Source organism: Chitinivibrionales bacterium, assembly GCA_035516255.1.
GTDB lineage: Bacteria > Fibrobacterota > Chitinivibrionia > Chitinivibrionales > FEN-1185 > FEN-1185.
On record DATJAL010000036.1, the window covers coordinates 15,766 to 31,431 of the forward strand.

Annotated in this window: 13 protein-coding genes; 8 read left to right on the top strand and 5 right to left on the bottom strand. The window is 57.6% G+C overall.

The window, feature by feature from the left end; all coding sequences use genetic code 11:
- Positions 1-26 precede the first annotated feature (26 nt).
- From VLX68_10940 to VLX68_10950, 3 genes are all read right to left on the bottom strand, one after another.
- Positions 27-701: a hypothetical protein gene (locus tag VLX68_10940; GenBank protein ID HUI92751.1), complete on the bottom strand. Its 675-nt coding sequence runs from the start codon at positions 699-701 to the stop codon at positions 27-29.
- A gap of 42 nt (positions 702-743) precedes the next feature.
- Entirely contained in the window at positions 744-1,106 is a 363-nt protein-coding gene (locus VLX68_10945) for a rhodanese-like domain-containing protein (protein ID HUI92752.1), read from the bottom strand.
- Between the two features lie 212 nt (positions 1,107-1,318).
- Positions 1,319-1,822 carry a peptidylprolyl isomerase gene (locus VLX68_10950; GenBank protein HUI92753.1) on the bottom strand — a complete coding sequence of 168 codons (504 nt, stop codon included), beginning with the start codon at positions 1,820-1,822 and terminating at the stop codon, positions 1,319-1,321.
- A gap of 168 nt (positions 1,823-1,990) precedes the next feature.
- Between VLX68_10950 and VLX68_10955 the strand changes: the two genes are divergently transcribed.
- From VLX68_10955 to VLX68_10990, 8 genes are all read left to right on the top strand, one after another.
- Complete coding sequence (locus VLX68_10955; GenBank protein HUI92754.1) at positions 1,991-3,103, top strand: 1-acyl-sn-glycerol-3-phosphate acyltransferase; 1,113 nt, start codon at positions 1,991-1,993, stop codon at positions 3,101-3,103.
- A 10-nt stretch (positions 3,104-3,113) separates the two neighbouring features.
- Positions 3,114-4,499 carry a PTS sugar transporter subunit IIA gene (locus tag VLX68_10960; protein HUI92755.1) on the top strand — a complete coding sequence of 462 codons (1,386 nt, stop codon included), beginning with the start codon at positions 3,114-3,116 and terminating at the stop codon, positions 4,497-4,499.
- Positions 4,500-4,766: 267 nt separating this feature from the next.
- Complete coding sequence (locus tag VLX68_10965) at positions 4,767-6,110, top strand: glucose-6-phosphate isomerase (protein HUI92756.1); 1,344 nt, start codon at positions 4,767-4,769, stop codon at positions 6,108-6,110.
- Positions 6,111-6,204: 94 nt separating this feature from the next.
- Complete coding sequence (locus VLX68_10970) at positions 6,205-6,621, top strand: secondary thiamine-phosphate synthase enzyme YjbQ (protein HUI92757.1); 417 nt, start codon at positions 6,205-6,207, stop codon at positions 6,619-6,621.
- A 180-nt stretch (positions 6,622-6,801) separates the two neighbouring features.
- Positions 6,802-7,293, top strand: coding sequence for a TIGR00725 family protein (locus VLX68_10975; protein HUI92758.1), 492 nt, complete (start codon positions 6,802-6,804; stop codon positions 7,291-7,293).
- 21 nt (positions 7,294-7,314) lie between these two features.
- On the top strand, positions 7,315-7,782 hold the full coding sequence (locus VLX68_10980; GenBank protein ID HUI92759.1) for an isoprenylcysteine carboxylmethyltransferase family protein: 468 nt from the start codon (positions 7,315-7,317) through the stop codon (positions 7,780-7,782).
- 190 nt (positions 7,783-7,972) lie between these two features.
- Complete coding sequence (locus VLX68_10985; protein ID HUI92760.1) at positions 7,973-9,853, top strand: DUF6057 family protein; 1,881 nt, start codon at positions 7,973-7,975, stop codon at positions 9,851-9,853.
- The gene (locus VLX68_10990; GenBank protein ID HUI92761.1) at positions 9,850-11,370 is read left to right on the top strand and encodes a hypothetical protein; all 1,521 of its coding nucleotides are present in this window, start codon (positions 9,850-9,852) and stop codon (positions 11,368-11,370) included. The genes VLX68_10985 and VLX68_10990 overlap by 4 nt, the downstream gene beginning before the upstream one ends.
- A gap of 62 nt (positions 11,371-11,432) precedes the next feature.
- Here the strand turns inward: VLX68_10990 and VLX68_10995 are convergent, their stop codons facing one another.
- Together VLX68_10995 and ppk1 are read right to left on the bottom strand one after the other, a co-directional pair.
- Positions 11,433-13,418 (bottom strand): CHAD domain-containing protein, encoded by a 1,986-nt coding sequence (locus tag VLX68_10995; protein HUI92762.1) that lies wholly within the window; start codon positions 13,416-13,418, stop codon positions 11,433-11,435.
- Positions 13,419-13,478: 60 nt separating this feature from the next.
- Positions 13,479-15,623 carry a polyphosphate kinase 1 gene (gene ppk1 / locus VLX68_11000; GenBank protein ID HUI92763.1) on the bottom strand — a complete coding sequence of 715 codons (2,145 nt, stop codon included), beginning with the start codon at positions 15,621-15,623 and terminating at the stop codon, positions 13,479-13,481.
- Between the last annotated feature and the right edge of the window lie 43 nt (positions 15,624-15,666).

Sequence of the window (15,666 nt, forward strand, 5' to 3'; positions counted from 1 at the left end):
TATCCTGTTTGATGGCCGAATGGATTTTATTTCTTCCCCGTAAGCTCCATCGCCGCGCCGGGCCTTCCCGGAATCCCGGTTGATTCGCTTCTGACAAGCACGCCGTCGCTTTTCCTGAACCAGTAGTTTGCGTGCCAGAGGGCCGCGAAAATGCCTGTCGGCGAGGCCCGCACATGGACCGCGGCGGTTTTTTCGCCCTTGAAAACTATGGTTTCCTCGCCGATGCGCTTCACCTGCATCTGCGCGGTCTTCAGCGGGTACGGCCCCATGAGCGCAACGGTCTGGAACACAAGCGACGTGTTGTTTGAAAAAGCGAAATCCGCGAGGTCAAACGGTATCATCTGCTTCCACGCGGCTCCTTTGAGCGCATACGATTTTGCCACCGGTTTTTTCCTGAAAATGCCGGAAAGCAAAAGGCTGTCGCCGGAACGAACGACAGCCACCCGTGTGCCTTCCCACGCATTGCTTGATTTCCACGACCGCTCAATGCCCGTCGAATCAATCATGAGCTCGCTCGCCACAGACGCCGTTTCTGCGCGCCAATCGGAATACATGGTTTCGGATTTCCCGGATTTGGTGATGATGCAGGTTGAAAGTGCCGTGTCTCTGCCCATGAAGAAACGGTAGGAGAGCGTGTCGGAGGCGCAAATGTCAAGGGATGTCAGCAAAAGAATCGGGATGATCAGCGACCGCGCTGACATGGAGGGTTGCCGGCGGACGCGAAAGCGCACCGTCATTTGCATTTATTTTTTCCTGTCATATCGAGAAATATTATCATATCCGCCCGCGTTCACCACATTGGCAAATCCGTTTTTCTTGAGGACCTTTTCCGCCGTTGCCGCCCTGTTTCCGCTGTGGCAATACAGGATCACGGTTTTCAGTTTGTACGGTTCCAACTCCCCGATCCGGCCCGCGACCTGGTCATAAGGAATATTGAGTGCCGTGCTGAAGTGGCCGGCATCGTACTCCTGTTTTGTACGGACGTCGATCACGAGCAATTCGCCGGGAGGAAGTGAAAAGAGGTCTTCCATGGATTCCCTTTTGTAAATGTTAAAAGCGATGACCGCAACCGCGATGATTATCGCGGCGATAATCAGGAGTTTCATACTAGGTTTTTTCCACTGGATTTCATACGTTGTACAGGCAAAAACAGGATGATGTTTGCGCCAGGCCGGACTGAAGGGTGAGCCAGAGCGAATTGCCGGCCGACTCCTCGCCGAAGGCGACTAGGGCGGTCCGGCAACGAGGCGGACAGCCGAGCCCGGAAGGAGGGCCGGTGCCGACGGCAGGCGCCCAGCTCTTTATTGTAAACTTCCAGTTATCTCAGCTTCTTGTTCCACTGCTCCACTTCCTCCCGCTGCTCCTTTAACAATTCATCCGCATTACCGCTTATTTCTATCGTGTCAATGCGGTCGCCCTGGCGGATGGCGTTGACCACGGCCATGTCCTGATCGCCCTTCACCTCGCCGAACACGGTGTGATGACCGTCGAGCCAGGGCGTGGGCACGTGCGTGATGAAGAACTGGCTGCCGTTGGTGTTGGGGCCGGAGTTGGCCATTGACAAAATGCCCGGTTTGCCGTGGCGCAGTTCCTTCACGAATTCGTCGCGGAACTTGTAGCCCGGCCCGCCCGTGCCGTTTCCTTTGGGGCACCCGCCCTGGATCATGAAGTCTGCGATCACGCGGTGGAACCTGAGGTTGTTGTAAAATCCCCGTTTGGCAAGGTTCACGAAATTGGCCGCAGTGAGCGGCGTTTTTTCGGCGAACAGCGTGAGGTTGATGGTGCCTTTTTCGGTTTTGATCGAGGCGGTGAGGTCGGACATGGTGGTGGTCCTTTGAAGATGGTGGAATACATTCAGGTTCGATGTATCAATATAATAGAAAATAACCGGCTACCGGAAAAGGGAAAATCCTTCAAAAACTTAAAATTGTCCTGAGGGATAGAATGATTTGGCAGGGTTTTCCCTCACAAGGTATTTTTCACTACGCACATGAAGAAACCCTATCAGACCGCGGTTGACAACATCGTGGAAACCCTGGAATGGTTTTTCACCAGGGCATTTTCAAAAATCCACGTTGATCTGAACGGATACAAGCCCGAAACGCTCAAGGATTCCATGGTCATGGCGGTGTCGTCGCACCGGAGCCAGACCGATTATTTTCTCTTCGGATGGGTGCTGTTCAACAACGGCGTCAAATACCTCCGCATTGCCGCGGGCGACAATCTGACCACCCTGCCGTTCATCGGAAAAAAATTCAAGTCTTTCGGCGCCTTTCCCGTGAAACGGGACATGGCCCTCAGGAAAAATTACGTGCGCCAGCTCTGCCTTGACGTTGTGGGAATGCTTGAGGACAACGAGCCGATTCTCGTGTTTCCCGAAGGCGGCAGGAGCTACGGCGGCGACATGATGGAGCCCAGGGGCGGCATTCTCTTGTCCGCGATCCTTGCCCAGGCGAGGAACCCCCAAAAAAAAGTGTATTTGCTTCCCGGCACCGTTTCCTATGAATACCTGCCCGAACTTCCCTATTTCGAGATGCTGGGAAAGGGCAAGGAGATGCGGAAGAAATCGAACAATGTTTTCAGACGGCTCGCCGGCACCCTATATTACTTCGGCGCCGACATTCTCGCGTTCGGTAAATTTCTTTTGCGCACGCGGCTCGGCCTTTCGCAGGGCGAGGTGTACGTCGACATTGGCACGCCCCTTGCTGTCAATGAAATTGTGGATGTCAAGGCGAATTTCAACGCAAAGGCGCGCGATGATTTTTCAGGCCACCAGGCGTCCATGCGGATTGTCTGCAACAAACTGTCTACGGTGTTCCGGTCGCTGTACCGGTTTTTGCCCGAGCATGTGGTGGCCGGCGTTCTCAAGAAAAACCCGGCAATCGCCAAACGGGCGGCTGCGGAACGGGTGCAGGAGATTGTGCTGCGTCTCAGGGAACAGAAACGCAACACCAAAACCCTTGACGCCCTCACCGAACACCAGATCGTCGCCATCGGCTTCAAGCAGCTGCGGCGCGTGAAAGCTGTTTCGATGCAGGGTGGCGCGCTCGCGATCCGGAAACAGTCAATCATCGATTATTACGCGTCGGCGCTCATGGAATAGGAGGAAACAGATGCCGTTCCAGGATTATGTCAAGGTCCCGGCGGTGGTCGATCTCAAGTCCACCGAGAAGATGGAGGCGATCAAGGAACTCGTGAAGGAGCTGTGCAAGGCGCTCAAGGTGGGTCGCCGGCAGAAGGCCTTTGTGGAAGACATCCTCAAGCGCGAGGAAGCGGCCTCCACGTTCATCGGCCAGGGGATCGCCATCCCGCACCTGCGCGCCGACATCAATGACGATTTCGCCATCGCGGTCGGCAGAAGCGTCGCGGGCGTCAAGTACGACGCCGCGCGCGGCGCGCTCGCCTACGTCATCGTGCTGGTGATCACCAACGAGCACGCCGACAACACCGGGCACATCCAACTGCTGTCGGAGGTGGCCTCCTTTTTCAAGGCCGACGCGGTGCGGGCCAAGCTGCTGTCGGCCCCCGCCGGCGTTGACTTTGCGGAACTTTTCTCGCCGGCCGCGGGCGTCACCGACGAGGAGAAGCCGCAGAAGGTGGTGAAGAAGGCGTCGGCGCCGGTGCTCAGCGCCGCCATCGACCTGGCCAAGGACATCAAGGCGACGGCGATCATGGTGTTCGCCGACGCGGTGCGCGACAACGATTTCCTCGACGTGCTGAAGGGCAGGGGCAAGGTGATCGTGGTGACGAGCAACAAGTCGCGCTTCGACCCCGAGGACAAGCGGTTCGCCGCCTGCATCCAGGCGCCGTCGTTTCCGGCCTCGCGCACCGGCCAGGTGAAGATCGGCATGCTGCTGTCGCTGTCACGCAACCTGATTGACAACAACGACAAGGTCGTGTGCCTGTCGGGCAATTCAAAGACCGGCGTGTTCGATACGGTCGTGGCGCTCGACGTTTCGAGCGAGTACGAGTTTTTCTTCTCCAATTCGCCGGCGCTCCTGCCGCCCGACATCATGCCCGAGGTGCTCGAGCGCGTGCTCGGGCTCGCGGCGGAGATCGCGGTGGAGGGGCGCGAGGGCAAACCCATGGGAACGATCTTTGTGCTCGGCGACACCAACACCGTGAACAAATACGTGACGCAGCTCATCATCAATCCGTTCCGCGGCTACAGCGAGGCCGAGCGCAACATCATCGATCCGGCGCTCGCCGAAACCATTAAGGAGTTCGCGGCCATCGACGGCGCATTCATCATCACGGGCGACGGCATCGTGCTCTCGGGTGGAAGTTATTTAAGACCCCAAGCCGAGGTTGAATTGCTGCCGAGCGGGTTCGGTTCACGCCATGCGGCTGCGGCGGGAATTACGGCGTGCACGAAAGCGCTGTCGATAACGGTTTCGGAGTCGACCGGCCAGGTGACACTATTTAAAAATGGCGCGATCGTCTTGACGATCTCAAAGCCGGTTGACAGAGAGAAAAGTACGATACAGAAATATTTGTAAGACAAGAGTCGGGGGAGAGGTATACCCCTTCGGGTACTTCCAAGGGTCGTCTCCCCAGGCCTCGGCCTCCTCGCCCCTGGCGGGGCCGCGGGGTCCTCGGAAGCGCTTTCCGCCCTTCCCAGTTGGGCGGGCGCTTTCCTCTCCTGGATGCGGCCGGGTACCGACAGTTACAAGATTCACCCCTTCAGTTGGGCGCACCCGCGAACGGCGGTTGGAAGGGAACGCCCGGATTTACAAACAATTAAAAAAGAGGAGAATCACCGAATTATGCAGAGAATATTCTACGACGACCGATGCCTCGGCGAATGGATCAAAGAAAATGAATGGAAGGCCTATAATGAATCCTTTATGGCCGCCCAGGAAATGCTGGAAAAGAAAACCGGGGCCGGGAGCGATTTTCTCGGTTGGCTTGATCTGCCGTCGGCCATCGGCAAGGATGAAGTGAAGAAGGTAAGCGACATTGCCGCAGCGCTGCGTCCGGAAACCGACGTGCTCGTCTGCATCGGCATCGGGGGGTCGTACCTCGGCGCGAAGGCGGCGATCGAGTTCGTGTCGCCGTCGTTCGAGGACCTGCGCAAGCCGCGCGTGATTTTCGCCGGCCACCAGATCAATTCCGATTTCATCACTGACCTGCTCGAGCTTGTCAAGGACAAGAGCGTTGCGGTGAACGTGATCTCCAAGAGCGGCACCACCACCGAGCCGGGCATCGCTTTCCGTATCGTAAAGCAGTGGATGGAGAAGCGCTACGGCAAAAAGGACGCGGCGAAACGGATCGTCGCCACCACCGATGCCGCAAAGGGCGCCCTGCGCAAGCTCGCCGATGAGGAACAATATGAAACGTTCGTTATTCCCTCGGACGTGGGCGGCAGGTTCTCGGTGCTCACGCCCGTGGGACTTTTCCCCTGCGCGATGGCAGGCCTTGACATAAGCAAAATGCTCGCGGGCGCAAAAGAGGCAATGGGATTCTGCAGTGAAAAATCGCTTGCGAAAAACATCGCCGGCCGCTACGCCGCCGCCCGGAACATTCTTTTCCGCCGCGGCAAGACCACCGAGGTCATGGCGCTTTTCGCGCCGCAGCTGCATTACCTGGGCGACTGGTTCAAGCAGCTTGCCGGCGAAAGCGAGGGAAAGAACCTTACCGGCATTTTCCCCTCGTCCGTGGATTACACCACCGACCTGCACTCGCTGGGGCAGTGGATGCAGGAAGGCGTGCGCAACGTGTTTGAGACCTTCGTGGTGCTCAAGAAGACCGCATCGTCGATGAAGCTGCCGAAACTTTCCGACGACAGCGACGAGCTCAATTACCTTGCGGGAAAAAGCTTCGAGGACGTGAACGCCGAGGCGTACCGCGGCACCCTCCTTGCGCACCTTGACGGCGGCGTGCCGTGCGCCACCATCACGCTTGCGGACAGGGGCGAGGAGACGCTGGGCCAGACGTTCTACTTTTTCGAGAAGGCCATCGCGCTCTCGGGCTACCTGCTGCGCGTGAACCCGTTCGACCAGCCCGGCGTCGAGGCCTACAAGAAGAACATGTTTGCGCTTTTGTCAAAGCCGGGCAACGAAAAGCAGGGCGGTGAATTGAAGCAGAGGCTTGCGAAATTAGGTTTATGATAAAATTCACCGCAGGGAGCACAGGGAAAAAAATGGGTTGTATAGATTCATTGTGTCCTCTGTGTCTCCGTGGTGAGTCATTCTTGAGGAAATCATGAAATCATACAGGGAAACCCTTGAGTTTAGCACTCACACCCGGCGCGAATACATCAACATCACGCCGCAGGTGGAGGCCGCGCTCCAAAAGAGCGGCGTCCGCGAAGGACTCTGCCTTGTCAATGCCATGCACATCACGGCGAGCGTGTACATCAACGACGACGAGCCCGGGCTCCTCAAGGACTACGATGACTGGCTCGAAAAACTCGCCCCGCACGAACCCGTGAGCAGGTACCGCCACAACGGCGCTGAAGACAACGGCGACGCGCACCTCAAGCGCCAGGTCATGGGACGCGAGGTGGTGGTGGCGGTCACGGCCGGCAAACTTGATTTCGGGCCGTGGGAGCAGATTTTTTACGGGGAATTTGACGGAAGAAGAAAAAAGAGGGTTCTGATTAAAATAATAGGGGAGTGATTTTGTCTCTTGGATTTTTCATAAAAAAACATCACCGCAGAGACGCCGAGTACGCAAAGAAAAAAATAGAGAGAGTTTAATGATGTCGTGTTTTCGGTTTCATTCTGACTTTGGCTTTCTCTGCGCTCTCTGCGCCTCTGCGGTGAATTCTTGAATCAAGTTAAAGCAAAGGACTTCTGAATGGCAAAAGTAAACCCGGCAATCGGCGTGATAGGCGGATCTGAAGCTTCCGAAGAAACGCTCAAGATTGCCTATGAAGTAGGCAGGTACATCGCCAACAACAACGCGGTACTCGTGTGCGGCGGGCTCGGCGGCGTCATGGAAGCGGCGAGCAGGGGAGCGTCCGAAAACGGCGGCGTTGTGGTGGGCATCATTCCGGGAGCGGATAAGAGCGCGGCAAATCCGTATGTGCAGATCGTGATTCCCACGGGCATGGGCGTTGCGCGCAACGCGCTCGTGGTGCACGCGTCCGACGTGCTCGTCGCGTTTCCGGGGAAGTTCGGCACGCTCAGCGAAATAGGTCTGGCGCTCGATCTCGGCAAGCCGGTGATCTACCTGCCCGGTGCGTGGAACTTGCAGAAAATAGAACCGGTCGACGCGGCGCTTTACAAAGAGGCGTTCGACGCGCACGGAGCAGTGGGGCTGGCAATGGACGCCTTGCGGAAGAAGTGACCCGCAGCGACGGGAAATATCGTGACCGCCATCAAATCTTTTTTATTTCTCATTTTCGCGGCAGGTCTCGGCGCGGGCTACGTTCCCTTTGCCCTTCTTCCGAAAAGTCCGCAAATCGAAACGGGCATTTTTGCCTTTCTGGCATTTCCCCTTTGGATCATCGGCGCGGTGACCGTCCTGTGGTGCTTCTGGGAATTCACGTTCAAGGGCCGTGGCACGCCCGCGCCGGTCGACCCGCCGAAAAAACTTGTCGTCACCGGCGTTTATCGCCAGGTTCGCAATCCTATTTACCTTGGCGTGTTGACCATTTTCATTGGTTACTTCTTTTGGTTCAAATCGATATGGCTTCTCGGATACGCTGCCGCGGCATTTGTGGCGTTTCATCTTTTTATCACGCTCTATAAGGAACCGAAGTTGAAGAAGAAGTTCGGTGAGGCTTACGAGAAGTATTGCAAATCAGTTCCCCGGTGGATTCCGAAAATGAGATGATCAGGCGCTTCCTCGCAATTCATCCGGCTTGAATTTCCGGATGAACTCGCTTATTTTTCCTGTTGGAAGGGTAAGAATTTTCCGCAGAGATTTCCGAGAAAATGATGAAGAAAATCCATTGATATGCAGATGTCAGTCTTTTCATTGATAATAGATTGTTAAACCTTCTCAACCTGTCAACAAGAAGCTTATGAATGTTTCCGGTCTCAAGAGCGGGTTGTTAAAGCGGGATTTTCCGTTTTTCCAGGCACTCCTTTTCTTCTCGGCCTATTACCTGTTCATTCTCTTCTACGTCCAGCCGGGCGTCATCTATACCTTCAACGGCGCCCATAAGTTTTCCTATCTCTTTGAGTTTACAAAAGAATATGCCGCCGGAATAGCATCGGTTCCCGGCGGGTTGACAAAATTGACCATCACGCTTCTCGTCGAGGCGTGCGGGCTCCCGTGGCTCGGCGCGCTGCTCACTACCGGCATGGCCTGGCTGCTGTTTTACCTGCCGATCGCAGTCGGAAAAAAGGCCGGCGGCTCCCTGCCTTCGTTTCTTTCGTTCATCTGGTATGTACCGCCGGCGCTGCTGCTTGCGGTCGTGTCACGGTACGAAATGCATTATTTCCCCGCCATCGTCGCGGCGGCGGGATCGCTTGCGCTCTGTGCGCTGTTTCAGCGCGTGCCGTCTGGTTTGTCTAGGCTCCGCCCCGTTGTTTTTTTTATTCTGGGACTTCTCTCCTATTACGCCTTCAGCCTGCCGGGGCTTTTATTTTTGGCGGCCGGCATGCTTTGCGAATTTCATTCGTCAAAATCCTTTTTTCCGACCTTTATTGCCGGCCTGTGCGTTGTCGGCATCGTCATCATTTGTAAATTCTCCATGTTCCCTTTTGACCAGGTTTTCAATTATTCCACGATGTTTGACGTGAAAAGACCGGTCCTCTACCTTTACTCGTGTCCATTGGCCATCGCGCTTTTATCCGGCTTACCCATAACGGATAAAAAAACAAATGCGAAAAAGACTCCTAATGCTGGAACCATTTCAGCAGTCGCGGGTTTTTTAATGACGTCCGCCCTCCTCGCCGGCGTGATGGTCTTCACCGTTCAAAGCAGCACGACGGAGAACATCCGCGGCCTCGGCCAGGCGCTGCACTACACCCGTTACGGGCAGTGGGACAAAATACTTGACATGAGAAAATCGGCCATTTTCAGGGATTTCCCGGCCAGGTCTACCAACACCCAGCTCATGGTCACCCATGCGATCTACCGCGCGCTGTTTCACACCGGGCAGTTTTCCTCGAACATGCTTTCGTTCCCCCAGTCATGCGATCCCGAGCCGCTGCTGCTCTTCAACATGTCGTGGCTGGTGTACTTTCCCGCCTGGGCCCTCGGCGCCGACGTCGCCCTCGACCTCGGCTCAACCGCGCTCGCGGAAAAGCTCCTGGGGGAGGCCATGGAAAACATGGGACCGCACCCCTTCCTCATGTACGCTCGCGCACGGGTGCAGATCGCGCGCGGGAACATGGAGCTTGCCGGAGCCTATTTGCAAAAGTTAAGGCATGCGCCGCAGTACGGCATTGCGGCGGGCCGCCTTCTGGATCAAATCGCAAAGGATCCTTTATGTCATGCCGACCCCGAGGTCGCGCGGCTCCGGTCGCTGATGGACCGTGAGGATTTCATTCTCAACAACGTCAGCGCGGAAAAACTGCTGGTAAGCCTTTTGCGGAGCAACCACGCGAACAAAATGGCCTTTGAATACCTCATGGCATACTACCTGCTTTCGCGCAGGCCCGACAAGGTGGCGAAACTGCTGTACCGTGTCGATGATTTCGGCTACGCGGAAACGCCGCGGCTTTATCAGGAGGCGCTTGTCGTTTACCAGCGGGAACACCCGGATTCATCGGCGGGCCTGGTGCTGCCGAAGGCCGGCATTGCCAAAGAAACGTTCGAACGCGGCGACCGGTTTATTCAAGCGCTTGACGCATACGGAAACCGTCCGGGCGCGGAAAAGGCCCTTCTGAAAGAATTCGGGAACACCTACTTTTACTTCTACACGTTCGGTTTCATCCCCGGAGGAAAACAGTGAGGCGCGTCGCAGTGTATATCATTCTTTTGTGCGTTGCCGCCGGCATTGGCTGCTGCAGGGGACACTTTTCCGATATAAGCCAACGCAGCACTGCGGTTGACCGCCTACCATCGATGCGTCCTGATTACAACGGCGTCAAGGTCCCGCCGAACATCGGGCCGCTCAATTTCGTGATCGGCGAGCGCGGGTCAGCGTTCTTTGTGCGTATTTCCTCGACCAGCGGAACGCCGATCGATCTGTTCGCGCCGGGACCGCGCGTCGTCATTCCCCAAAAGAAATGGGCCGCGCTCCTTTCGAACAATGCGGGGAAGCCGCTTCACATCGACGTTTTCGCGCGAAACAAGGGGGCGTGGAGCAGATATAAAACGGTCGAGGACTCCATTGCCTTTGAAAAAATCGACCCGTACCTGGTGTACCGCACCCTGAGCGTGCTGTACAATTTTTCGCGCGATCTCTGCATCTATCAACGCGACCTCGAGACGAACCGGGAATCGGAGGTGCTTAACGCGCGCAACTTTTTCCCGGGCTGCTGCAACTGCCACACGCTGTGCAACAACGATCCGTCACGGGCCATGTTCCACGTGCGCACGCAGGACCTGGGCAATTCCGCGCTGGTCGTGGAAAACGGCGCGATCACGAAGATAAACACGAAGCTCGGCTATTCCTCGTGGCACCCGAGCGGAAAGCTCGCGGTGTGCTCGCTGAACAAGATCAACCAGTGCTTTCACGCGGCATGGCGGGACCTCCGCGACGCCTTCGACCTCACGTCGGGCCTCGTGGTCTACGATGCCGTGAAGCACAGCGTCGTGACCGTGCCCCAGATTTACAAAGAGGAAGAGCTCGAAACCTGGCCCTGCTGGGCGCCCGACGGGAAATACCTGTATTTTTCCAGCGCGCCCGTCCCGTGGAAGGATTTTAAAACCGTGCCGCCGCCCGGGCTTGAAAAGCTTCGCTACAACCTGATGCGGATTTCCTACGACGAGAAAACAGGTACCTGGGGCGATCCCGAAGTGGTGCTCTCGTCCGAGACCACCGGCCTGAGCATCACACAGCCGCGCGTTTCACCCGACGGAAAATTCGTGCTGTTCTGCATGCACCGTTACGGGCCGTCGCCGTACTTGCAACATTCCAGCGACCTGTACCTCATGAACCTCTCCACCAGGGCGTATTTGCCGCTTTCGGCCAACAGCGGTTTTTCCGAATCGTGGCACACGTGGTCGTCCAACGGCCGGTGGATCGCCTTTACAAGCAAGAGGGACGGCGGCATCCTCGCGCGGATCTACCTCTGCCGCATCGACGCCGCCGGCGCCTCGTCAAAACCGTTCATCATGCCCCAGGCCGACCCGGAGTTCTACGATTCGTTCATCAAGGTGTACAACGTGCCGGAATTCTCCACGGCGCGGTTTACGGTTCCCGAAAGGAAACTGGTGGATGCGATAAAGTCGTCGAAGAAGATCGACGTTAAAATGCCGGTGACGGGCGCGACGCCGGTGAGGACGAAGGTGAAGGCGGAATAAAGTTTAAAAGCGTGCGGGGTTTTCGAAGGACGGATCGCGTTGTTTGATTAAACGGAATGAGGTTACAGTTTTCCGGTAATCCTTTCCACAATCCGTTTCATTTTCCTCTGTGTAAAGTACCACTCAAGCGCTCCCTTTCCCGGCTCCATCTTCCCTGCAAACGAGATGCAGCACGCCGACGCCCTTTTGAACTCAACCGGCGCTCCCCGGCCGGATTTAAGCAGCGCCTTTGACAAATGCGCCAGGTGCGGCATGTGCCCCACGCATACTGCGGACTTCTGGCGAATGGTTTTCAGCCAGGCAAGTGTGTCGGCGACGTCGGCGTCGGGCAGGAGGCACTGCTTTTTCGTCACCGGCGCGTTGAACGAGAAATTCTGGGCCAGGACCGCCGCGGTGTCGTGCGCGCGCGCAAGCGGGCTCGACGCGAGGACGCCCGGCCGGCACTGGAGGAGCGACAGGGCGCGGCCCGCGGTCTGCGCCTCGCGTATTCCCTGCGTGTCAAGCCGGCGTTTTTCACCGCCGGTTGCGGCCGCGGTCGCATGGCGCACGAGGTGGAGAAACGCGGCATTGCTTTTGCCCTGACCAAACAGCGCGGCCGCCGCATACAGCATCGACGACATCCGCAGGGAACGCCACGACCGGCGGAACGCGGCGAGGATCACGCGCTTACTGGCAGAAAGCGCCAAAAGAAGCTGTGGCGCCGCGGGGGAATCCTGCTGGCGCAGGCGCAGGAGCGCCATGTCGGTGTCGTGCAGGTCGCCGAGCGTGTCGGCGAGCGCCTTGAAGCGGCGGGCAAACAGCGCCGCAGGTCTGCCGAGTACGGGCGCGAAGAACTCGGACCAGTAGCGGCCGCGCCTGCACAGCTTCCGCAGGTGGTGCATCTGCTTCACGTCATAGTCGGGTTTCACGCCCGGCCGCGACAATACCTCAAAGTAAAGAGCGGCGAGCCTGCGGCCGGCAAACGGTGCAAGCGGGACCTGCGGCTTATTTGACTTCTGCGGAAGCTCGATCCGCAGGAAGCGGTTGATGTGACGCATAAGAGCGGTATACTCACGGCCGGCCAGGATTTTCCGCAACGCCTGCTGGTCGGCTTTTTTCATGCGCGACTGCAGCGCGCAGAAGTGGACGAAATCGCTGCTGCCCCTAAAGCGGTCCGACATCCGCCGGGAAAACAGGAAAGCGCGCCAAACGTCGTTGTCGCGCACCGGCGAAAGCGCAAGCGCGATCGATGCGATTTTTTCATCGATGGCGCGGCAGGTTTTCGCCGGGAGGAACGGCGCAAAAAGGCGCAGGCAGGAACGGAGCCGGCGCAGGGCCACGCGGGCGTCATGGAGCGGCTCGTCGCTTTCCCCGGTGAGCATGCCGCCGTACTGTTCGGCAACGATGCGGTACTGGAGATACAAAAGCCTTCGCGCCGCGTCAAGAACGCCGTCGCCGGGCCGCACGATCCCGAAAAATTTCCCCGCCGCTTCCGCTCGGGTGCTTTCGACGATGCGCAGCTCTTTGGGAAAAATATTTTTCCACAGGTCGGCCTTGGCCCGGGCCCACGCGATGTTGCCCCGGTAGGTGGGACTCGAGACCGAAAGCAGGGTGCCGCCGCGGCGGTTCTTGACGGAAAGTATCGATGTGTTCTGTACGTGGCCGTGGTCAAGGCCGTCGGCGACGCGCAGGATCGCGCCAAGCCTGAGGGCGGTTACCTTATTGTCAAGATTTTTGAAAAAGCGGTCGAAATACGCCTTCGTGTAGTCCTTGCGGTGGAGCAGGATTATGGCCGCAATGGTCCTGCATTGTTCGTCGGTAAAGCCCGCCACCCCCTTTTTCATCACGATACGCATGCCCTGTGCCTGATGATCGGACGGTTTTTGGAAATAGCCAATGTCATGGAGAAGCGCCGCGGCTCTCAGCGTCGGGCGAAGGGACGCCGGTAATTTCAGATGACGGCTCATCGCATCGAATATCTGGAGCGAAAGCCCGGCGACAAACCGCGAATGGGCATCCTCGTTTTTATATTTTCTGCAGAGGGATTCTATGGTCGGCTTTTTGGACATATGCCTTGAATTTCGCGGATTGAAATGATGTCGCTCATGTCAAACTAGAGATGCAAAGTCCTATTTTCTTGCCTTTGCCGGTTTGTGCGCCTCGAACATGGTGCGTTTCATCCGCTTGGCCTTTTCCGTTTTTTCCCGCACCTCGTCGTACAGTGCCTCGTGGCAGTTGAATTCCTTTTTCCCGCGGCCGTCTGTTATGCGCCGCCAAGACCCATCCGGAAAAAGCCGCCACGAGTTTACCGTGTCCTTGAAGCACCAGTCGAGGATGTGGAGGAGCCGCGCCTTTGCGTCCTTGTCCTCGACCGGCGTTAAAAGTTCCACGCGTTTGTCAAGGTTGCGCTGCATCCAGTCCGCGGTGCAGATGAAGACCCTCTCCCTGCCGCCGTTGTAGAAGCTCCAGATGCGGGCATGCTCGAGGAACCTGCCCACGATGCTTTTGACCGTGATGTTTTCGCTTAGGCCCTCCACGCCCGGCTGCAGGCAGCAGATGCCGCGGACGTTGAGGGAGATTTTAACCCCTGCCTGCGATGCGGCGTACAATGCCGAGATGATATCAGGATGGGTGATCGAATTCATTTTTGCCTGAATGGAGGCCTTCTGTCCCTGGCGGCAGCGTTCGGTCTCTGCCTCGATCAGCGAAATCACGCGCTGCTTAAGGCCGAGCGGCGCGGACTCGATCTTCCGGTATTTCTGCGGCTGCGAGTTGCCGGTGATGGAATTGAAAAAGGCGGAAGCGTCCGCGCCGAGGTCCTCGTCGCAGGTGAAAAGTGATGCGTCACTGTAAATGGTCGCGGTGATTTCGTTGTAGTTGCCGGTCCCGAAATGGACATAGCGTTTGAGGCCGTCGCGCTCGCGACGCACCGCGATGAACACCTTGGCGTGCGTCTTGAGCCCCTTCACGCCGTAGATGACCTGCACGCCCGCGTCCTCGAGTTCGGCGGCCCATTCGATGTTGCGTTCCTCGTCGAACCGCGCCTTGAGCTCCACGAGCGCGGTGACGTATTTGCCGGCCCGCGCCGCGTCGGCGAGCGCGGCCACGAACGGACTTTTCTTGCTGGTGCGGTACAGGGTCTGCTTGATGGCCACGACATCAGCATCCTTTGCCGCCTCCTGGACAAAACGGAGCACCGGATCGAAGCTCTCATAGGGATGATACAGCAGGACGTCGCGTTTGGAAATCACCTCAAACATTGACAAGGGCGATTTCAGAAGGGGAGGCGTTTTGGCCGGCCACGGCTTGTACCGGAGCTTTTCAAAGCCCGAAAGCGTGGTGAGCTGCATGAACGCCGAAAGATCAAGAGGCCCCAGGGCGCGGTACACGGTGTTGCCGGCCGCGCAGAGGGACGAGGCGAGCGCAGCCACGAGGACGGGCGTCGCCTTTGCGTCGACCTCGAGCCGCACACAATCGCCGCGTTTGCGCGCGTCAATCACGTCCTCCATTGCCGAAAGCAGGTCATGCGCGTCGTCTTCCTGCAGCGACATGTCCGCGTTCCGGGTCACGCGGAAGCAGGCGGTCTCGGCGATCGCCTCGCCGGGGAAAAACCTGCTGACAAACAGGGTGACCAGGTCCTCGACGAGCATGAAGTGATAGCCGCCCTCGCTCGGAAGGGTGAAAAACCGGCCTGACGCTTTACCAAGGGGAATAACGGCCAGCCTGCGGCCGCGGGCGGTGGTTTTCCCCCCCCTTGCGCTAAAGGGGCCGTCGGGCGACGAAAACCGCACGGCGATGTACAGCATCCGGTTGGCGAGCAGCGGCGCATGCTCGGCGTCGGCGAGCGTCATGGGCGACAGCACCGGCGCCAGCTCGTTTTCGAAAACGTATTCGGCGTGCCTGCTCTGCTCCTTCGAGAGTTCATGCGCCGCTACACGCACGATCCCGGAGCCGGTGAGCTCCTTTTCGAGCCCGAAAAAACAGGCGTACCGGTCTGCCGCCATGGCCGTGGCGCGTTTGTAAATGGCGTCGAGCTGCTCCGACGGCCGCATGCCGGCGGGATCTTTTTTGCCGTCGTTTTTCTTTGAAAGCATCTGCAGCCCGCCCACCCGCACCATGAAGAATTCGTCGAGGTTTGAGCCGGTGATGGCAAGGAACTTGAGCCGCTCGAGCAGGGGAATGGACGCGTTCTGCGCGCACTCGAGCACGCGGTCGTTGAATTCGAGCCACGAAAGCTCGCGGTTGATGAACTCGGTTTTTTTCAGGTTGAGCATAATGAGATGATTTTGAATGAGGTGGGAATTGTGTTGCTTACCG